Source organism: Herbiconiux sp. (genome assembly GCF_004297105.1).
GTDB lineage: Bacteria > Actinomycetota > Actinomycetes > Actinomycetales > Microbacteriaceae > Herbiconiux.
Genome location: NZ_SCVE01000007.1, coordinates 101,477 through 121,501, shown reverse-complemented (window position 1 = coordinate 121,501; position 20,025 = coordinate 101,477). Strand labels below are relative to the sequence as shown.

Genomic DNA, 20,025 nt, shown 5'->3' with positions numbered 1-20,025 from the left:
CCATGCCCACAATCGTGCACGAGTTCGCCTGGCCGGATCGCGTCGTCGTCGGCACGGTCGGGCTCCCCGGCGCCCGCACCTTCTACCTGCAGGTGCGCGACGGCGCCCGCTCGTCGGCCGTGGCCCTCGAGAAGGAGCAGGCCGCCCTGCTCGCCGAGAAGGTCGACGAGATCCTCGACGAGCTGATGGTGAACGACGGCAATCGCTTCAGCGTGCCCGCCGTCACTCCGGCCGAGCTCATCGACGATGATCCGCTCGAGCTGCCGGTGGAGGAGCAGTTCCGGGCCGGGGCGCTGAGTCTCGGCTGGGATCCGTCGACGGCCCAGATCGTGATCGAGGCGTATCCGTTCATCGAGGTGGAGGTCGAGGTGGGCGACGACGGCTCGATCGAGGTCGACATCGACTCGCTCGACCCGAGCCAGGTGGAACCCGAGGAGATGGTGCTCGTGCGCTTCCCCGTGGGCACCGCCCGGGCGTTCGCGAAGCGCACGCGCGAGATCGTGGCCGCGGGCCGGCCGCCCGGCGACGACGGCTGAGCCCGTCGGTGACCGAACTCGAGCTGACCGGCCGCATCCCCACGGCCTCGAACGCCACGTTCCTCGCCGCTCTCGGCGACACCGAGGTGGTCTACAAGCCGATCGCCGGGGAGAAACCGCTCTGGGACTTCCCCGACGGGCTGCTCGCCCACCGGGAGGTGGCGGCCTATCTCGTGTCGGAGGCCCTCGAGTGGGACATCGTGCCGCGAACCTGGATCCGCGACGGGCCGCTCGGCGAGGGCATGGTGCAGCTCTGGCGCGACGCCGATCCCGAGCAGTCGGCGGTCGACCTCGTGCCGGCGGATGGCGTTCCCGACACGGGCTGGCGCCTCGTGCTCGAGGGCTACGACGAGCGCGAGCGGCCGGTGGCCCTCATCCACGAAGACAGCGCCGCCCTCCGCCGCATGGCGGTGTTCGATGTGCTCGTGAACAATGCCGACCGCAAGGGCGCCCATGTGCTCGAGATGCCGGATGGGCATCGGCACGGTGTCGACCACGGGCTCACCTTCCACGCCGAGCACAAACTGCGCACCGTGCTCTGGGGCTGGGTGGGCGACGAACTCGACGCCGAGGAGCTCGCGGGCATCGAGCGCCTGCGCGGCCGGCTCGAGGGCGACCTCGGCGCATCCCTCGCCCCGCTCCTCACGGCCGCCGAGCTCTCGGCCTTCGCCGCCCGGTGCGAACGGCTGGCCTCGCGTGGCGTCTTCCCGGCTCCTCGCGGAGAAATGCCCTCGGTGCCCTGGCCCCTCTTCTGAGGCGCCGCCCGAGTTGCCACAACCTGCTGTCTCCGCCCGCGACTTGCCACAACTTGTGGCAACCCGAACGACCGCCCACCCCTACACCCGCCGCGAGTTGCCACAAACCGTTGGCTCCGGGCGCGACTTGCCACAACTTGTGGCAACCCGAACGACCGCCCACCCCCACACCCGCCGCGAGTTGCCACAAACCGTTGGCTCCGGGCGCGACTTGCCACAACTTGTGGCAACCCGAACGACCGCCCACCCCCACACCCGCCGCGGGTTGCCACAAACCGTTGGCCCGCGACGCGACTTGCCACAACTTGTGGCAAGTCGAGGTCAGCTCGCGCGCCAGCCCCAGCCGCGGCCGAACAGGTCGTCGTAGCCGCCTCCCGTGCCGCCGGCGTCGCCGCGGCGCGAACCGAGGTACGACCCCACGACGGCCGCGCTGAGGTCGTCGGCCTCCGGCGCCACCACCGTGCCGCCCACCCGCCGCGCCATCGAGTCGATGAACCGCGCGAGCCCGGGATCCTCCCCCAGCCGGAAGAACGTGGTCTTCGCCCCGAGCCGCATCGAGTTGTCGAGCTCGCGCACCGCGTAGGCGATGGTGAGCGGATGCGGCGGGTAGTCGAAGAACACCTCGCCGTTCGCCTCGAGATGCGAGGTGGGCTCGCCATCCGTCACGATCAGCAGCACCGGCTGGGCATTCGGATGCTTGCGGAAGTGCCGATTGGCCAAGAGCAACGCGTGGTGCAGATTCGTGCCCTTGTCCCAGCGGGCATCGAGGCCCACCAGGTGCTCGATGTCCATCACCTCGGCGTGCCGGCCGAAGCCGATGAGCTGCAGGTCGTCGCCCCGGAACCGTGAGGTGATGAGGGTGTGCAGCGCGAGCGCGGTGCGCTTCATGGGCACCCAGCGGCCGTCCATCGCCATCGAGAACGAGGTGTCGACGAGGAGGGCGACGGCGGCTCGCGTGCGGGCCTCGGTCTCCTGCACCTCGACGTCGCCGATCTCAATCCTCACGCCCCCGCCCGGGAGGCGGTCGGCAGCCGTGCGCGTGATCGCGTTCGTGATCGTGCGCGTGACATCCCACGGCTCCGTGTCGCCGAACGCCCACTCGCGGGTCGCGCCCGAGCGCTCGCCCGCGGCGCCCGCCTGCCGGATCTCGCGGTTGCCCTGCCGCCCCATCTTCTCGGAGACGTCGCGCAACAGCGACTTGCCGAGCTGCCGCATCGCCTTCGGGGTCATGGTGAGCCGGCCGTCCGACGAGCGCTTCATGGTGCCGGAGTCGCGCAGCGCCTTCTCGAGCTGCTGGAGGGTGCGCGCATCCACCACCGCGTCGTCGCCGAGCTGGCGCGAGAGCTTGTCGAGATCGAGGTCGTCGATTCGGGAACCGTTGTACGACTGGGAGAGCTGCTCGGAGAGCTCGTCGAGGTCGGCGATATCCTGGAAGACGCCGGTGCCGTCGCCGAGGCCGAGTCCCTCCTGACCCTCCATCCGCTCCGATCCTCCCCAGTCCTCACCGGGTCGGAGGTCGCGGAGATTTCCGTCGAGCTCGGCGAGCGACTGCATGAGCTCCGGCGAGCCGAACGCCTCGGCGGCGAGCGCGTCGAGTTCGTCGCGCTGCTCCTGGGTCATCGAGTTGCGCATCCGCTGCGCCGCGGCAGCACGGGCGGCGAGCGCGTCGAGCAGCTCGTCGATGTCGGCGGGGTTCTCGGAAAAGAACTCGCCGTGCTTCGCCATGAACTCCCCGAATTGCGATGACGTGTCGTCGCCGCGCTTGTGGGCGTCGAGGAGGGCGTTCAGATCGGTCATCATCTCGTTCACGGCGGCCCGGTCGGCATCCGTGGCGTTCTCCAGCGCGTTCTTCATGCCGGCGAAGCGCTGGTCGAGCATCTCGCGGCCGAGCAGGTCTTTGATCTTCTCGAAGTCGGCGCGGGCCTCGCCGCTCTTCCAGTCGTAGCCGTTCAGCTCGCTCACCGCGGCGGCGGGCGATGCGGGCACGTTGTCCAGCTGCATCTGGGCGAGCGCACGCTCGCCCTCGTCCATCAGCGGATCGCGGGCCAGTTGCTTGCGCTCGGCGAGCACCGCCGAATCCAGCAGTTCCTTGATCTCCTGCAGGGTGCCATCGAGATTGTGCTTCTGTGCGAGTTCGCGGCGCCGTTCGGCGACCCGTCGGGCGAGATCATCGAGACCGGCCTGGTCGCGGCCACCGCGACGGAGGAATTCGCGCAGCGCCTGCTCGGGCGACGACCCGCCCATCACGTCTTCGCCGATGGCATCGAGCGCCTCGGAGAGATCGACCGGCGGCGCGAGCGGGTCGGGCCCGTCGACGTACTTGCCGTACCGCGAACCCCGGGTGAGCCGCCGGTTGGCCCTAGCCATAGACCGTCTCGCCCCCCGCGGAATCCTTGCTGATCTTGCGGCCGAGGTAGAGGCCCTCGAGGGCGAGTTCGATGGCCCCGGCGCGCTGGCCGTCGTTCGTGGCGCCGAGCCGGTCGCAGATCTCGTCGTAGAGCTCCGACTCGCCGAGCGAGGGCAGCCCGGCCAGGAAGTCGCGAGCGGCCACCTGCTCACCCGTGGTCACCATCACCCCGTTCTCGATGGCGTCGACGAGCAGACCGAAGTCGACGCCCCGGAAGTGCGCTCGCACCGTCTCCGCGGTGGCGGTGCGGAGCAGATGGTCGAGGATCTCGTCCTCCCGTCCCTCCTCGCCCGACTCGAACTCGATCTTGCCGCCGAGCACATCCACGGCGGTCTCGAGGTCGACGGGCCGGGCCACCGCTTCGGGTTCACCCTGCCGCGTGGCGCGGTGGATGGCCGCGGCCGCGATGGTCTCGGCACCCGCGATGGCGAACCGCGCGCTCACACCGCTGCGCTGATCCACCGAGCTCGACGATCGCAGGGCACGCGTGAACCGGGCGAGGATCTCCACCAGGTAGTCCGGCACCTCGGCCACGAGCTCGGCCTCCTGGCGGATGACCGCCACTTCGTCGTCGAGCTCCGTCGGGTAGTGGGTGCGGATCTCGGCGCCGAAGCGGTCTTTCAGCGGCGTGATGATGCGGCCGCGGTTCGTGTAGTCCTCGGGGTTGGCGCTCGCCATCACGAGCACGTCGAGCGGCAACCGCAGCACGTAGCCGCGGATCTGGATGTCGCGCTCCTCCATCACGTTGAGCATCGCCACCTGGATCCGCTCGGCGAGGTCGGGCAGCTCGTTGATGGCCACGATGCCGCGATGGCTGCGCGGGATGAGGCCGAAGTGGATCGTCTCCGGGTCGCCGAGGCTCCGCCCCTCCGCCACCTTCATGGGGTCGACGTCGCCGATGAGGTCGGCCACAGACGTGTCGGGGGTCGCGAGCTTCTCGAAGTAGCGCTCCTCGCGGCTGCGCCATACCACGGGCAGATCGTCGCCCAGCTCCGCAGCCCGTCGGACGCTCTGCGTGGTGATGGGCTCGAACGGATGCTCGCCGAGCTCCGATCCCTCGATCACCGGCGACCATTCGTCGAGCAGCCCGGAGAGCGTGCGCAGCAGACGCGTCTTGCCCTGCCCGCGTTCGCCCAGCAGCACGATGTCGTGCCCGGCGATGAGTGCTCGCTCGAGCTGAGGGATGACCGTCGAGTCGAAGCCATGGAGCCCCGGCCACGGGTCTCGGCCCTCGCGGAGGGCGGTGAGGAGGTTGTGTCGGATCTCGGCGCGCAGGCTCCTGAGTTCGTGCCCCGAGGCACGCAGTTCGCCTGTGGTTGCGATAGTTGGGCGCATCACCTCAGCCATGCTACGCCGGGCTCAGGGCACGATGTCGGTGAGCGATTACGGGCAGGTGAATTCGCGCTGGGACTCGGCTGGGTACCGCGACGAGATGTCCTCAAACGCACCACATCCGGCCGGATCGCTCTCCCACAGGTGTCGACAGAGCGCGTAGAACTGAATGACGATCCGCAGTCAGCATCGGAAAGAAGGGGCGGCATGTCGAGCGATCGCACTCCACTGGCGGACTTCCTCCGAGCGAGACGCGAGAGCATCCAGCCGGAGCAGGTCGGCCTCCCCCGCGAGCCGGGGCGGCGCGTGCCCGGTCTCCGGCGCGAAGAGGTCGCTGCGCTCGCGGGAATCAGCCCCGAGTACTACCTGCGACTCGAGAAGGGCCGCGATCACCAGCCCTCCGACCAGGTGCTCGGCTCGATCGCCCGCGCCTTCCGTCTCGACACGGATGCGCGCACCTACCTGTTCCGGCTGGTGCGCCCGTGGCCACCCCTTCGCCGGCCTCCCGCATCGCGCCCGGTCGACCGCGGCCTGCTGGAGCTGCTCGAGCAGTGGACGACCACGCCCGCCTACCTCTTCGACCGCAATCACGACGTCCTGGCCGCCAACGCTCTGGCCCGCGTGATCGCCCCCGGCCTGCTCGAGCCCGGCGAGAACCTCGTGATGGCTGCGTTCGAACGCGACAGCCCGAGCAGAACGGACTCCCTCACGTGGGAGCCGGAGGCCCGCGGACTCGTGGCCGCGCTGCGCTATCACGGCGACCCGGGCGACCCTCGTCTTCAGGAGATCGTCGGCACCCTCTCGGCCAGGAGCCGGAGCTTCCGCCGCATCTGGGAGCGGCACGAGGCCCGGCCGCAGAGCACGGGTGTCACCGTTCACCCGGTCGAGCCGTTCGGGGTGCTCGAGTTGCACTGGCAGAGCTTCCAGCTCCCGGGGGATGCGGGACAGTTCCTCACCACGTTCTTCGCCCAGCCCGGCACCCCGACCGCTGCAGCGCTCGCCGAGCTGGCCCAGGGCATCGCCCGCGGAGACGACGGCTCCGTCAGCGCGACACGGACCGCCGCGTCGTCTGGAATCGACGCTGATACTCGGATGGCTTGACCCCGAGACGCGCCACGAACGCACGGCGGAAGGCCACGGGCGAGCTGTAGCCCGCATCCGTCGCCGCCCGGGCGACCCCGACACCCGATTCGAGCCGTGTCACCGCCAGGTCGAGACGCAGCGAGTTCACGTACTCGAGCGGGGTCATGCCCAGCTCGTCCCGCATGATGCGGGTGAGGTGCCGCGGGCTCACGTTGGCGTGGACGGCGAGGTCGCGGAGGGTGCACGGGCGACTCGGGTCTTCGGCGATGTAGTCGGCCACACGGCGCACCACGGCCGTGCGGGGCGGGGTGGCGCGCAGCGACGCGGAGAACTGCGACTGGCCGCCGGAGCGCTGCATGTAGACGAGCAGCAACTGGGCGACGCTGCGGGCGATGTCGGCTCCGTGATCCTCCTCGAGCAGCGACAGCGCGAGGTCGATCCCGGCGGCGACCCCTGCGGAGCTGAAGACGCAGCCGTCCTGCACGAAGATCGCGTCGGGTTTGACATCGATCGCCGGGTACATCGCCTGCAGCCGATCGGCGAACTTCCAGTGCGTGGTGGCGGAACGGCCATCGAGCAGACCGGTCGCCGCCAGCGCGAACGCGCCGCTGCAGATCGACACGATGCGGCGGGAACGGCCCGCCAGGAGCGCGACCGCCTCGCGGATCGCGGGATCGTCGAACACGGCGGGAGCACTCTCGCTGCCCGGCACGATCACGGTGTCGAGGGGGCCCGCCAAGGCGGCGGCGGCCTGCACGCTCACCCGCACGCCCATCGAGGTGGTGACATCGGCTCCATCCGGCGACAGCATCACGATCTCGTAGCCGTCGACCCGCTGATTGGCCTCGAGGAACACCTCTGCGGGGCCGACGAAATCGAGCATCTTCACTCCGTCGAAGAGCAGGAAGCCGATCGTGCGTGTCATCAGGGGCCCCTCGAGTTATTGAATGCTCGCTCCATTAAACAGCATGCCCGGCTCCCCCGGCGCTCTCTCCGGGAAATCCCGGCATCCCGGTAACGTGGTCCCATGAGCAGGCCGCGGCGCTTCGACGAACAGTTGCTGCTCGACCACGCCCAAGAGGCGTTCTGGGTGAACGGGTACGACCGCACCACCATCGAAGTGGTGGCCGCGGCATCCGGTGTCGGCAATGGCAGCATCTACGCGGCCTACGGCAGCAAGCTCGGGCTCTTCCTCGCTGTCTTCGCCCGGTACTGCGCCGGCCGTGTCGAACTGGTCGACAGCGTGGTGTCGGCGCACCACGGCGACTTCGAGTCGGCCGTCGCCCACTACCTCGACGAGATCGTGGCCGACTGCACCTCGCATGCCGACCGGCGCGGATGTCTCATGCTCAACTCCCTGGCAGAACTCGGCGCCCGCTTCCCCGAGGTCGTCACGATCGGGCGCAGCACACTCACGGCCATGGAACAGGTGGTCGCCAAGCGCGTCGTGCAGGCCGTCGACGAGGGCGAGATGGCACTCACCGCACCCGAGGTCGAGCCGCTGAGCGCCCACATCGTGCTCGTGTCGCAGGGCCTCATCAGCCTCAGCCGCATCGGCGTCTCCGCCGATGAGTTGCGGGGTATCGCCTCGACCTCCAGCCGCATGTCGGCGCTGCTGCACACCCACGCCGCCTGAGCCGCAGAGAGGGAGAAGGGCGAGTCGCCCACCCTCATCGCCCTCATCACCCACGCCGGGTCGGCCGTGCCCGTGCGGCTCGGCGCGTGCTCAGGCCGTCAGGCGCCTGAGCTCGGCCAGGGCGTCGCCGATGCACTCGGCGAGCGTACGGGTCTCACCCGGCGCGATCCAGGCCTCGAAACCGCGGCCGAACACCGCCACACCGGCATCGGCCGCCAGCTCCGCGGCCGGTGACGGCACGCCTCGTGCCCGCAGTGCCTCCGCGGAGGCCTCGCCGAGGGTGGACATCTTGAGCAGCTCCCGCTCCTGAAGGCTGGGATGGGCGGCGATCGCCACGGCGCGCAGCCGGGCGTGATCGCGACGCTCTTCGAGCAGAGCGGTTCCGCTCTGCATCGCCTGGCCCATCACGTCGAGGGGTTTCGACGCCTCGGGGGCCGCGGCGATCGAGGCCACCACGGCGTTGAGCAGAGCCGACGACCCGTCGAACAGCACCTCCCGCTTGTCGGCGAAGTGCCGGAAGAAGGTGCGCTCGGTCACTCCCGCGCGCTCGGCGATGTCGAGCGCGGTGGTCTGATCGAATCCGCGCTCGCTGTAGAGCTCGAGCGCGGCGCGCGCGAGGCGCCCGGCTGCATCCGGTTCCCATCGGCCCATAGACCCATTCTAGTGAACTCGTCGTGAATGATGTCAGTCACTGACATTAAGGTGCTACGCTGATGACAGCAACTGACATCAACCTCGGTCCGCTCACTGCGGCCGGGACCAAGGAGAGCATCATGCGCGTATTCGTCACGGGAGCAGCCGGCTGGATCGGCAGCGCCGTCGTGGCCGAGCTCCTGGCCGCGGGCCACGAGGTCACGGGCCTCGCCCGCAGCGACGCCTCGGCCGAGGCCATCACGGCGGCGGGTGCAACAGCCCTTCGCGGCAGCCTCGACGACCTCGAAGGTCTGCGGGCTGCCGCCGAGGCATCCGAGGGCGTCGTGCACCTCGGCTTCAAGCACGACTTCTCCGACATGGCGGGCGCAGGCCGCACCGAACGCGCCGTGATCGAGACCTTCGGTGCCGCCCTGGAGGGCACAGACCGCCCGCTGCTCTTCGCCTCGGGCGTGGCCATGCTGGCCCCTGGCCGGGTGGTCACCGAGAACGACGCCAACCCCACCAGCGGGCCGGATGCTCCGCGCGGCGGTGCCGAGAACCTCGCCTTCTCGTACGCGGAACGAGGCATCCGCCCGGTGAGCCTGCGCTTCTCGCCCACTGTGCACGGCGAGGGCGACCACGGATTCATGGCGGTGGTCGCCGGCATCGCGCGCCAGAAGGGCGTCGCCGCCTTCATCGGCGACGGCTCGAACCGCTGGCCGGCCGTGCATCGCAGCGACGCCGCACGTCTGGTGCACCTCGCTCTCGAGAAGGCGCCGGCGGGATCGGCGGTGCACGCCGTGGGCGAGGAGGGCATCGCGGCGCGCGACATCTCGGCCGCCATCGCCGAGCAGCTGGGCATCGAGGCGGTGTCGATCGCCCCGGATGCCGCCGCCGAGCACTTCGGCTGGATGAGTCACTTCTGGGGTGTCGACATGCCGGCCTCGAGCAAGCTCACGCGGGAGCTGCTCGACTGGGCGCCGACCGGCCCCACGCTCCTCGACGACCTCGCCGCAGGCCACTACACGCGCTGAGTACGATTGTGGGGTGAGTGACGACGACGAGCAGCAGCTGGCGTCGCGCATCGGCCTCGGCCTCGCCGCCGTCGGTCGCCCGGCCTACATCACGGTCGGGCGCGCCCATGACCTCGGCGGCGATTCCGACCGCTCGATCGACGCCCTGCGCGAGCGGGCCCACAACCTGCTCGATGCGGCCTGGTGGTTGGGCATCCGTTACGTCGACTGCGCTCGTTCGTACGGCCGCGCCGAAGAGTTCCTCGGGTCGTGGCTGGCCGCGCATCCGGGCCGTCGCGACGAACTCACCATCGGATCGAAGTGGGGCTACGAGTACACCGGCGACTGGCGGATGGATGCGCCCGCGCACGAGCGCAAGGAGCACTCCCTCGCGATGCTCGATCGCCAGTGGGCCGAGACGCAGACGGCGCTCGGCACCGTGCCCGACGTGTACCTCATCCACTCGCTCACCCCCGACAGCCCGGCCCTCGGTGACGCCGCGCTCCTAGACCGTCTGAGGTCGCTGGCCGAGGGCGGCGTGCGGATCGGCTTCTCCACCAGCGGCCCGCAGCAATCCGCCGTGATCGACGCAGCCCTGGCACTGCCCGACTCGCCGTTCTCCGCCGTGCAGAGCACGTGGAACCTGCTCGAGCAGTCGGCGGATGCGGCACTCGAGCGCGCGAACGACGCCCGCTGGCTCGTGGTGGTGAAGGAGGTGCTGGCCAATGGCCGGCTCACCGCCGATGGCGTGGCCGGAGACCCCTTCGCCGAGGCCGCCGCAGCCCTCGCCGAGACCGACGCACAGTCGCTGGCAAGCCTCGCTGTGGGCGCAGCGGTGGCGCATCCGTGGGCCGACATCGTGCTGAGCGGCGCAGTGACGCGCGCCCAGTTGCGTGAGAACCTCCAGGCCAGGGTTCCGGATGCGGCCGCTCCTCTGCTGGCGGGCCTCGCCGAGCCCGCCGAGCAGTACTGGGCCGCCCGCACCTCCCGCCCCTGGACCTGACCCGCCACGCAGCGGGTGCGGGCGGGATGACGGTCAGCGTTCGCGGATCAGCTGCTCCCGATACCCGTTCTAGTGGCCGATCGGCACGCCCTCGGCGGCGCCGCCGGCCTCCTCCTCGAGCAGGTGCTCATCGTCGGCTGAGACGGCCGGGCGACGCAGGAAGAACGAGGCCACCACGCCGAACAGCGAGATGACCGCTCCGCACAGGAACGCGGCCTGGATGCCTGCCGCCGAGGCGGAGATCTGGCTGCTGCCCGTCGTGAGCTGGGTGGCGGTGACACCCGCCATCACGGCCACGAACAGCGCGGTTCCGGATGCCCCGGCCAACTGCTGCACGGTGCCGATCACGGCCGAGCCGTGCGAGTAGAGCTTCGGGCGCAGCGCGCCGAGCCCGGCCGTGAACAGCGGCGTGAACATCAGTGCGAGACCGATGCTCAGCACCACGTGAGCCGCGAGCACCCACCACATCGACGTGTTCTGGTTCACCAGGGTGAGACCCCAGAGCACACCGCTCACGATGATGGCTCCCGGGATGACGAGCGGGCGCGGGCCCACCCGGTCGTAGAGCCGCCCGACGAACGGCGCGAGCGCGCCCATCACGAGACCGCCCGGCAGCAGCAGCAGCCCGGTGGTGAGCGCATCCAGCTGCAGAACGCCCTGCATGAAGAACGGCAGCACGATGATGGTGCCGAACAGCGCCATCATGCTCACTCCCATGAGCAGCACCGACACCGTGAAGGTACGGGAGCGGAAGGTGCGGAGGTCGAGCAGAGCGCGGTCGGCCCGCTGCAGCGTGATCTGGCGCCAGACGAACGCGGCGAGCGCGACGAGACCCACGATGAGCGGCAGCCAGTTCGTCATGAACGTGGCACCCGGGGCGGCGAGATTGCTGAGGCCGAACACGAGCCCGCCGAATCCGAAGGCCGACAGGATGATGGAGAACACATCGATCGGCACCGGGCGCGGCGTGGTGACGTTCTGCACGCGCAGGAAGCCCAGCACGAGGGCGCCCAGGGCGATCGGCAGGACGAGGATGAACATCCACCGCCAGGAGAGCGTGCTGAGGATGATGCCCGAGATGGTGGGGCCGATCGCGGGGGCGACCGAGATGACGATCGAGATGTTGCCCATGGTGCGGCCGCGCACGGCCGGTGGCACCACGGTCATGACAGTGGTCATGAGCAGCGGCATCATGATGGCCGTGCCGGTGGCCTGCACGATACGGCCCACCAGGAGCACCTCGAAGCCGGGTGCGCTGGCGGCGATGAGCGTGCCGAGCGAGAACAGCGACATCGCCGTGATGAACACGGGTCGGGTGTTGAAGCGCTGCAGCAGGAAACCGGTGATCGGGATGACCACGGCCATGGTGAGCATGAACGCCGTCGACAGCCACTGGGCCGCCACCTCGGTGATGCCGAGGTCAGTGACGAGGTGCGGGATGGCGACACCCATGATGGTCTCGTTGAGGATGACCACGAAGGCCGAGACGAGCAGCAGGTTGATCACGAGCTTGTTGCGGCGGTCGATGTGCGCGCTCTCCGCGGATGCGGTGTCGCCGGATGCGGTGCCGCCGACGGCGGCGGGTGCGAGCTGTTCGGTCACGGGGATGTCCTGTCGATGAGGGCGGGAGCAGAAGGGGTGGTGCGCGGCCAGACGCCGGAAGTCTGTGAGGAGAACGTCGACGACAGTCTGTCTTATTCCACCGACATCGGAATCCGTGGTGGTCGACCCGATGTGAACAGTGTACACATTAGCGGCGGCGGGCAGAACCCCTCAAGCCCGCCGAGGCGGCCAGCGCCGCCACGAGACACATCCCCGCCACGGTCGCGAGTGTCGCCTGCCACCCCGATGCGTCGTAGACGAGACCGACCGCCCAGCCGAAGAAGGCGGTGCCGCCGAGCCACGAGAGCTGGTAGATCGCGGTCGCCTGCGCCCGGCCCACCCGCGCCCACCGCCCGCTCAATCCGCTGGCCACCGGATGCGCGCTGAAGCACCCGAAGGTGAACACCACGAGACCGGTGAACACCACCACGAGCACGGAGCTGGCGAGCAGCAGCAGGCCCACGAGCATGAGCGCGGTGCCCGCGAGGATCATCCGGAGCGGACCGAACCTCTCGGCCAAGGCGCCGGAGAGCCTGCTGGCCACCGTGCCTGCCAGATAGGCCAGGAAGATGAGGCTCACAAGCGTCTCCTGCACCCCGAAGGCCGGGCTCGCGATCTGGAAGCCGAGGTAGTTGTAGACCACCGCGAAGGCCCCCATGAGCAGGAGACCCTGCGCGAAGATCGCGAGCATCGTGGGATCGCGGAGGTTGCCGAGGATGCGCGCTCGCAGCGGTGCGCCGCCCGTCGGTGCGCGAACGAAGCCCCGGGGTTCGGGCACGAGCAGCCAGAACGCCGCCGCCGCGGCCGCGCCGAGCACCGCCACCACGGCGAGACCGATGCGCCAGCCCACGAGCTCGGCGAGCGGGCCGGCGACGAGGCGACCGGCGATTCCGCCGATCGTGTTGCCCGCGACATAGGTTCCGGCAGCCACCCCCACCCAGGCGCCGTGCAGTTCCTCGGCCAGATAGGCCACCGCGATGGCGGGCACGGCACCGAGCGCCAGCCCCACGAACCCCCGTGCCACCACCACCGCCTCGAAGGTCGGCATGAGCGGCACGACGACCGAGAACACGGTGGCGGCGAGCAGAGAGAGTTTCATGGCTCGGGTGCGCCCGATCCGGTCGGCGAGCGAGGCCCAGGGCAGCACCGAGAGGGCGAGGCCGATCGTGGTGGCCGACACCGTGAGCGCCGCGGTCGCCGCGCTGATGCCGAAGTCGGTGCGGAGGGCCGGCAGAACCGCCTGGGCGTCGAACACCTGCGCGAAGGTGGCGAAACCGGCCGCGAAGAGGGCGAGCACGATTCGCCGGTACTGCGGTTCTCCGCGCTCGAAACCCCGCCACGACGAGCCATCCGCACCCCCGGATGCGCCGCGCGAATTCACGTCACCAGCTTGCCACGCGGAACCCCTTGCCCTCCGCCCGCCTCCGGGGCTACGGTCGCCGTGAACCGAACCGCCCTGGCGTGACCTCTTCGAGGAGAACGGCTTCGCCACGATCGCTCCGGGGTGGCCCGACGACCCTGACAGCGTGGAAGAGGCACGGAAGGATCCCGACGTCTTCGCGCACAAGATGGTGAAGCAGGTCACCGATCACTACCTCGAGGCGATCGACGGCCTCACCCAGGCGCCTGCCGTGGTGGGGCACTCGTTCGGCGGACTCATCGCCCAGAAGATCGCCGGCACCGGCGCCGCCGAGGTGACGGTCGCCATCGACCCGGCTCCGTTCCAGGGCGTTCTGCCGCTTCCGGTGTCGTCGCTGAAGTCGTCGGCACCCGTGCTCGCCAACCCGCTCAATTTCGGCAGGGCGGTGTCGCTCACCCTCGAGCAGTTCACGTTCGGCTGGGCCAACACTCTCGAGGCGGACGAGGCCGAGCAGCTCTGGACCACCTATCACGTGGCGGCATCCGGAGTTCCTCTCTTCCAGGCCGCCACGGCCAATTTCAACCCGTTCACCGAGACGAAGGTCGACACGAGGAATCCGGCGCGTGGGCCATTGCTCATCGTCTCCGGCGAGCACGACAACACGGTGCCGCGGGCGATGACCGAGGCGGCCTTCCGAATCCAGCAGAAGAACCCGGCCCTGACCGAGTTCATCGAGATGCCGGGTCGCGGCCACTCGCTCACGATCGACCACGGCTGGAGAGGAGTGGCCGACGAGGTGCTGGCGTTCGTCACGACGCAGACGGCGAACGACTGACGGAGGGCGGGCCACGGGCGATGGAATGCCCGGCCGCTCCGGCTGCTCCGACTGAACGCACGGCTGCGGGCCGATGACGGGAGCATGTGCGAGACTCGAGGGAAGCCCAGCCCAGCCCCTGGTACCGAAAGCCGCACTCGATGACTGAATCCGCCGAACTCCCTCGCGAGGAGATCGCCGCCCGCCTCGCCCAGTCGGTCGGGCGGCTCAACCGCCGCATCCGCGCCGACAGCGAGCTCACTCCCGGGCAGGTGTCGGCTCTCGCCACCATCGTGCGCTGCGGCCCCATCCGTCCAGGCGACCTCGCGCGGGTCGAACGGGTCGCCGCTCCCACGATCACCCGTCTGCTCGCCGATCTCGAGACCCGGGGCCTGGTGGCCCGCACCTCCGATCCCGATGACGGGCGCTCGTTCTTCGTCACCGGCACCGACACCGGTGCCGAGGCCATCCTGCGGGCGCGCACCGAGCGCGCCGAGCGCGTGCTCACGGTGTTCGACGAGCTCGACGAGGAGCAGATCGCGCAGATCGCCGGAGCGCTCGATGCGCTCGACGTCGCGGCCGGGCTGACGCTCGATCAGAACTCGCCGGCCTGACAGCCGCCCCGCTCCGCCGTCACTCCGCGGGGTGCGATCCCGTCGTGTACGACAACGTCGAGTTGAGCTTGCTGCCGATCTGGTACTCGGCGCCGAAGGCGTCATCCGCCACCGCCTGCACCTCGTCGGCCCGGTCGACGTAGGTCTGCACGGGCGAGAAGCCGTGCGCCTCACCGATGGCGCCGAGCGCCGCCACGAGGGCGGCACGCGCATCCGGGTCACTCGGGAACGCGAGGTCGTACCCCCACAGGGGCGACACCGCGATGGTCGCGTCGTCGCCGGCCACGGCCTTGTCGCCACCGAGCGTCTGAGCGGGCTTGACCTCCGACCACACTCCCCCGGGCGCCTCCGTGGTGATGAGTTCGCGCATCTGAGCGAGCATCTCGTCGTAGTCGGCCACCATCGTGGTGATCGGCAGCCGATCCGCGGTGCTGGCGCCTTGGCCGTTCGAGTCGTTCATGCTCGGTCCCTTCATACAACCGGTCAGCACGACGAGTGCCGTGAGGAGTGCGGCGCCTGCACCGAGGAGCCGGGTGGTTCTGTGTCGCGCGGTGAGTCTCATCCGAACCAGCCTGTCACAGCATCCCAGCCGTACCGCAGGTAGGTGCCGGTGGTGACGGCCGCGTCGACCACATCGGTGGCGATGTTCCGCGGCACATCGATGTTGAGGTATTGCGAGCCCCGGATCACGTCGCCCAGCCCCGAGTTGTTGCCCGTGATCGCGTTGCCCTCGTTGCCACTCACCACGGCGGACATGTTGTACTGGCTCGTCGATCGGTCGATGAGGTACTCGGAGTGCCCGGACGACGCGACCCCGTTCTGATCGCCCGCCGTCAGGTTCGTGACGCCACCCAGCTGGTTGGTGTCGGTGCCGAAGTAGCCGAGGTCGGCGATCGCGTCGTTCTTGGCCTCGATGACGTACACGTCGTCGACGTGCAGGTCGCCGATGTCGCTCGTGCCGAGGCCGGGTGAGCCGAAGGCCACGAAGTCGTCGAACGCATCCGTCTGCTGCAGGGCGATGCCCGTGGTGTACGAGCCGTAGGAGTGGCCGAGCGCCGTGAGATGACCGTCTTCGTTGTTGCTCCGGATGCCCTCTCCGAAGCTCGCGAGGTCGGAACCGCCCTGGATGCCGTACGACGGGTCGGCCACCTCGGCGCCCTGCGGCGAGTCGTAGCCCATCCACACCACCATCGCGGTGGTCTCGTTCTGCGTGCCCGCCTCGTAGAGCTGCGCATCCGTCTCGTTGCGGAGAGCCACCATGTTCGCGACCGGGCCCGAGAGTCCTGTGGGGGTGTCGGCGCGCGAGTCCATGCCCTGGGTGAACACACCCACGTGGTCGGCGTTGTCGACGTCGCCCACCGAGACGGCGACCTTCACGGGGTCACCCGAGCTCGTGTCGAGCAGGAGGAGATGCGAGTCGGGCGTCTTCGCCAGCACTTCCTGGGCGTTCTCGAGCACATCGATGGCCCGGCGCAGCGTCTCGGCCTCCCCCGGGTCGCTCGGGGTCGGCAGGCTCTGCAGCCGGGCGAGCTCCTGCTCGAGGTGGATGCGGTTGGCCTGATCGCGCACCGCTGCGGGGATGCCGTCGAGATTTCCCACGACCCCCGGCTGCTCCTCGATGTACCGCTGCTGCTCCTCGGGCGAGAGACTGTTCCACCAGTCCTTCACGTCGTCGGTGTCCGACCCGGGTGCGGGCGCATCGGGCAGCGGGCCCGAACTGCCGCTCCCGCTGCCGGTGCCACCCGACCCGGTTCCGGATGCTCCGCCTCCGCCGTCGGTCGAGGTCCGTTCCTGGTCGTCGGCGTTGGCCACGATCGTGGTGGCGTTCTGCTCGAGCAGCCGCGCCGCGGTGAGCAGCTGGGCGCTGTACTGCCCCGCCCAGATCGAACGGAAGTGGTCGGCATCCGGACCCCGCCACGGGCTCGCCTGCACCTGGCCCGAGACGGTGGCTTTCGTCGCGCTCAGGCGGGCGGCCGCGTCGGCGAAGGTCTTGGCCAGAGCTCGCAGCTCACCGACATCGGCCCCGTAGAACCCCATGTTCGCCCCCGTTTCGCGATCGTTCCCTCACGCTAGGGCACCTGCGCGACATCCGTCGATGGGGAGCACTCCCCATGCCGCAACCCCGAGGTCAGACGAAGGGGTTCGAGAGCACTCCGATACCCGAGATCTCCACCTCGACGGTGTCGCCCGACTCCATGGGCTCGATTCCCGCGGGGGTGCCGGTGAGGATGACGTCGCCCGGGAGCAGGGTGAACACGGCCGAGGCGTAGGCCACGATGTCGGCCACCGAGTGGATCATGTCGGTGAGCGGAGCACTCTGCTTGAGCACGCCGTTCAGGCGGGTCTCCACGGTCGATCCGGCCAGGTCGAACTCGGTCTCGATCACGGGGCCGAGCGGACAGAAGGTGTCGAACCCCTTGGCGCGGGCCCACTGGCCGTCGGAGGCCTGGAGGTCGCGAGCGGTCACATCGTTCGCGATGGTGTAGCCGAAGATCACCTGCGCGGCGTCCTCCGCCTTCACATTCTTCGCGACACTGCCGATCACGATGGCGAGTTCGCCCTCGAAGTCGACACGGTTCGACTGCGGCGGCCGCACGATCGAATCGCCCGGGCCGATCACGGAGGTGTTCGGTTTGAGGAACAGCAGGGGCTCGCTCGGCGCCTCGCCGCCCATCTCCTCGGCGTGGGCGCGGTAGTTCTTGCCCACCGCCACCACCTTCGAGCGCGGGATGACCGGGGCCAGCAGCGTGGCATCCGCGAGCGGCACCCGCTCCCCGGTGGTGTCGTAGCCCGCGAACATGGGGTCGCCGTTCAGAACGACCAGCGCATCCTCATCCAGGATCCCGAAGTTGATGGCGCCCTTGTGGCTGAACCGTGCGATCTTCATGAAAGCAAGCCTAGGCGACGGGCCCTACTCGACGACCCAGGGCTGCACAGGCGCCGGGCTGCGCCGCGAAGCGACGTGGCACGACGACTGCGCAGCATGTCGCCTGCGCCGCAGAGGCGGCGGCGCAGCAATCAATCCAGTCTGGTGAGCCAGCCGTGGCGGTCGGCCACGCGGCCGTACTGGATGTCGGTGAGTTCCTGGCGGATCGACATCGTGAGCTCACCCGCGGGCGCGTTCTCGTCGCCGATGGTGAAGTCGGCCGACTTGAGGGCCGAGATGGGCGTGATCACCGCGGCCGTACCGCAGGCGAACACCTCCTCGATGTCGCCGGATGCCACGCCCTCACGCCACTCCTGGATCGTGATGTCGCGCTCCTCCACCGTGAGACCGCGGTCTTTCGCGAGCTGGATGATGCTGTCGCGCGTCACGCCCTCGAGGATGGTGCCCGTGAGACGCGGAGTGACGAGCGTGCCGCCCTTGTGCACGAAGAACACGTTCATGCCGCCGAGCTCGTCGATGTGCTGGCCGGTCTCGCCGTCGAGGAAGAGCACCTGGGCGCAGCCGTTTTCGTAGGCCTCCTGTTGCGGCAGCAGCGATGCGGCGTAGTTGCCGCCGCACTTGGCCGCGCCGGTGCCACCACGGCCGGCCCGCGAGTACTCGGTCGAGAGCCAGATCGACACGGGGGCCACGCCGCCCGCGAAGTAGGCGCCCGCGGGGCTCGCGATCACGTAGTAGCCCACCTTCTGCGCGGGCCGCACGCCGAGGAACGACTCGTTCGCGATCATGAAGGGGCGGATGTACAGGCTCGTCTCGGCGGCGTTCGGCACCCAGGATCCGTCGACCGCGATGAGCTGCTTGAGCGACTCGATGAAGTCTTCGGTGGCGAGTTCGGGCAGGGCGAGGCGGCGGGCAGAGCGCTGCAGGCGCTCGGCATTCTTCTCGGGCCGGAACGTCCAGATCGAGCCGTCGGCGTGACGGTAGGCCTTGAGTCCCTCGAAGATCTCCTGCGCGTAGTGCAGCACGGCGGCCGAGGGGTCGAGCAGCAGCGGGCCGTAGGGGATGACGGATGCGTCGTGCCAGCCATCCGCGATGGTCCAGTCGATCTTCACCATGTGGTCGGTGAAGTGCTTGCCGAAGCCGGGGTCGGCGAGGATGACCTCGCGCTCGGCCTCGGCACGCGCATCCTGAGACGGCGTGAGCTCGAACTGGAGGGGGAAGGTGGAGGTCGGTGCGATGGTCATGATGAGTCTTTTCGTCGAGGTGAGTCGGAACGTGTCTAGGCGAGTGCGGCCGCGGGGGTGCTCAACGCCGCCGTGATGGCGTCGCCGATCTCGCTCGTCGTGCGTGCTGAGCCGTCGCGTGCCGCGATGTCGGCGACCACGGCCGCGCGAACGGCGCCGGCCGCATCCGTCTGGCCGAGGTGATCGAGCAGCAGAGCGACCGAGAGGATCGCCGCCGTGGGATCGGCTTTCTGCTGCCCCGCGATGTCGGGAGCGGATCCGTGGACCGGTTCGAACATCGAGGGAAACGCGCCGTCGGGGTTGATGTTGCCCGAGGCCGCCAGTCCGATTCCGCCGCTGATTGCGCCGGCGAGGTCGGTGAGGATGTCGCCGAAGAGGTTGTCCGTGACGATGACGTCGAATCTAGCAGGGTCGGTGACGAGGAAGATCGTCGCGGCGTCGACGTGCAGGTAATCGACCGCGATATCGGGGTATTCGGTGGCCACTCTGTTCACGGTGGACTGCCAGAGCGAGCCCGAGAACACGAGCACGTTGGTCTTGTGCACCAGTGTGAGCTTCTTGCGGCTGCGGCTCTGCGCCAGCTCGAACGCGAAGCGCACGACGCGCTCGACGCCGTAGGCGGTGTTCACCGAGACCTCGTTGGCGATCTCGTGCGGCGTGCCGGTGCGGATGCTGCCGCCATTGCCGACGTAGGGGCCTTCGGTGCCCTCGCGCACCACCACGAAGTCGACGTCGCCGTGCTGCGCGAGAGGGCTCGGCACACCCGGGTAGATGGTGGTGGGGCGGAGGTTCACGTAGTGGTCGAGCGAGAACCGCAGCTTCAGCAGCAGACCCCGCTCGATGTTGGCGTTCTTCAGCCGCGGGTCGCCGGGAACTCCCCCGACGGCACCGAGCAGGATGACGTCGTTCGAGGCGATCGCGGCGAGGTCGTCGTCGGTGAGCACATCGCCCGTCTCGAGGAACCGGCCCGCGCCGAGCGAGAAGCCGGTCTTCTCGAAGGTGACGTCGGTACCGGCGGTGACGGCGTCGAGAACCTTCACGGCCTCGGTGACGACCTCGGGGCCGATCCCGTCGCCGGGGATGAGTGCGAGCTTGAACGTACGTGCCAT

19 protein-coding genes are annotated in these 20,025 nt (G+C 69.4%); 8 read left to right on the top strand and 11 right to left on the bottom strand.

What is annotated here, in order from left to right; genetic code table 11:
* The first annotated feature begins 2 nt into the window (after nt 1-2).
* Both EPO52_RS03725 and EPO52_RS03720 read left to right on the top strand, forming a co-directional pair.
* Nucleotides 3-536: a DUF3090 family protein gene (locus EPO52_RS03725; RefSeq protein WP_290802128.1), complete on the top strand. Its 534-nt coding sequence runs from the start codon at nt 3-5 to the stop codon at nt 534-536.
* Between the two features lie 8 nt (nt 537-544).
* Nucleotides 545-1,291, top strand: a complete 747-nt coding sequence (locus EPO52_RS03720; RefSeq protein ID WP_290802126.1) for an SCO1664 family protein — start codon at nt 545-547, stop codon at nt 1,289-1,291.
* Between the two features lie 321 nt (nt 1,292-1,612).
* On the opposite strand, the gene EPO52_RS03715 is transcribed toward EPO52_RS03720, so the two are convergent.
* Nucleotides 1,613-3,658, bottom strand: coding sequence for a VWA domain-containing protein (locus tag EPO52_RS03715; protein ID WP_290802123.1), 2,046 nt, complete (start codon nt 3,656-3,658; stop codon nt 1,613-1,615).
* Nucleotides 3,651-5,045, bottom strand: coding sequence for an AAA family ATPase (locus EPO52_RS03710; protein WP_290802120.1), 1,395 nt, complete (start codon nt 5,043-5,045; stop codon nt 3,651-3,653). The genes EPO52_RS03715 and EPO52_RS03710 overlap by 8 nt, the downstream gene beginning before the upstream one ends.
* Nucleotides 5,046-5,237: 192 nt before the next feature.
* Between EPO52_RS03710 and EPO52_RS03705 the strand changes: the two genes are divergently transcribed.
* Entirely contained in the window at nt 5,238-6,131 is an 894-nt protein-coding gene (locus EPO52_RS03705; RefSeq protein ID WP_290802117.1) for a helix-turn-helix domain-containing protein, read from the top strand.
* Here the strand turns inward: EPO52_RS03705 and EPO52_RS03700 are convergent.
* Entirely contained in the window at nt 6,073-7,038 is a 966-nt protein-coding gene (locus tag EPO52_RS03700) for a DJ-1/PfpI family protein (protein ID WP_290802114.1), read from the bottom strand. The genes EPO52_RS03705 and EPO52_RS03700 overlap by 59 nt on opposite strands.
* Before the next feature lie 102 nt (nt 7,039-7,140).
* Here EPO52_RS03700 and EPO52_RS03695 point away from each other — a divergent pair, with 102 nt between their 5' ends.
* On the top strand, nt 7,141-7,749 hold the full coding sequence (locus EPO52_RS03695) for a TetR/AcrR family transcriptional regulator (RefSeq protein WP_290802110.1): 609 nt from the start codon (nt 7,141-7,143) through the stop codon (nt 7,747-7,749).
* Nucleotides 7,750-7,839: 90 nt separating this feature from the next.
* Here EPO52_RS03695 and EPO52_RS03690 read toward each other — a convergent pair whose 3' ends face one another.
* Entirely contained in the window at nt 7,840-8,400 is a 561-nt protein-coding gene (locus EPO52_RS03690; RefSeq protein ID WP_290802108.1) for a TetR family transcriptional regulator, read from the bottom strand.
* Between the two features lie 62 nt (nt 8,401-8,462).
* Between EPO52_RS03690 and EPO52_RS03685 the strand changes: the two genes are divergently transcribed.
* Both EPO52_RS03685 and EPO52_RS03680 read left to right on the top strand, forming a co-directional pair.
* Nucleotides 8,463-9,416: an SDR family oxidoreductase gene (locus EPO52_RS03685; RefSeq protein WP_290802105.1), complete on the top strand. Its 954-nt coding sequence runs from the start codon at nt 8,463-8,465 to the stop codon at nt 9,414-9,416.
* A gap of 13 nt (nt 9,417-9,429) precedes the next feature.
* Nucleotides 9,430-10,398: an aldo/keto reductase gene (locus EPO52_RS03680; protein ID WP_290802103.1), complete on the top strand. Its 969-nt coding sequence runs from the start codon at nt 9,430-9,432 to the stop codon at nt 10,396-10,398.
* Nucleotides 10,399-10,467: 69 nt separating this feature from the next.
* Here the strand turns inward: EPO52_RS03680 and EPO52_RS03675 are convergent, their stop codons facing one another.
* Nucleotides 10,468-11,925, bottom strand: a complete 1,458-nt coding sequence (locus tag EPO52_RS03675; RefSeq protein WP_290802592.1) for an MDR family MFS transporter — start codon at nt 11,923-11,925, stop codon at nt 10,468-10,470.
* A gap of 223 nt (nt 11,926-12,148) precedes the next feature.
* Nucleotides 12,149-13,381 (bottom strand): MFS transporter, encoded by a 1,233-nt coding sequence (locus EPO52_RS03670; RefSeq protein WP_290802101.1) that lies wholly within the window; start codon nt 13,379-13,381, stop codon nt 12,149-12,151.
* Between the two features lie 112 nt (nt 13,382-13,493).
* Between EPO52_RS03670 and EPO52_RS03665 the strand changes: the two genes are divergently transcribed.
* Nucleotides 13,494-14,195 carry an alpha/beta hydrolase gene (locus EPO52_RS03665; protein WP_363339282.1) on the top strand — a complete coding sequence of 234 codons (702 nt, stop codon included), beginning with the start codon at nt 13,494-13,496 and terminating at the stop codon, nt 14,193-14,195.
* Between the two features lie 140 nt (nt 14,196-14,335).
* The gene (locus EPO52_RS03660) at nt 14,336-14,788 is read left to right on the top strand and encodes a MarR family transcriptional regulator (protein ID WP_290802096.1); all 453 of its coding nucleotides are present in this window, start codon (nt 14,336-14,338) and stop codon (nt 14,786-14,788) included.
* 19 nt (nt 14,789-14,807) lie between these two features.
* Here the strand turns inward: EPO52_RS03660 and EPO52_RS03655 are convergent, their stop codons facing one another.
* The 5 genes from EPO52_RS03655 to EPO52_RS03635 form a co-directional block, all read right to left on the bottom strand.
* Complete coding sequence (locus tag EPO52_RS03655; protein ID WP_290802094.1) at nt 14,808-15,248, bottom strand: LppA family lipoprotein; 441 nt, start codon at nt 15,246-15,248, stop codon at nt 14,808-14,810.
* A 98-nt stretch (nt 15,249-15,346) separates the two neighbouring features.
* Nucleotides 15,347-16,825 carry an alpha/beta hydrolase gene (locus EPO52_RS03650; RefSeq protein WP_290802092.1) on the bottom strand — a complete coding sequence of 493 codons (1,479 nt, stop codon included), beginning with the start codon at nt 16,823-16,825 and terminating at the stop codon, nt 15,347-15,349.
* Between the two features lie 91 nt (nt 16,826-16,916).
* Entirely contained in the window at nt 16,917-17,675 is a 759-nt protein-coding gene (locus EPO52_RS03645) for a fumarylacetoacetate hydrolase family protein (protein WP_290802089.1), read from the bottom strand.
* 131 nt (nt 17,676-17,806) lie between these two features.
* The gene (locus EPO52_RS03640) at nt 17,807-18,916 is read right to left on the bottom strand and encodes a branched-chain amino acid aminotransferase (protein WP_290802086.1); all 1,110 of its coding nucleotides are present in this window, start codon (nt 18,914-18,916) and stop codon (nt 17,807-17,809) included.
* A gap of 35 nt (nt 18,917-18,951) precedes the next feature.
* Nucleotides 18,952-20,025: a 3-isopropylmalate dehydrogenase gene (locus EPO52_RS03635; RefSeq protein WP_290802083.1), complete on the bottom strand. Its 1,074-nt coding sequence runs from the start codon at nt 20,023-20,025 to the stop codon at nt 18,952-18,954.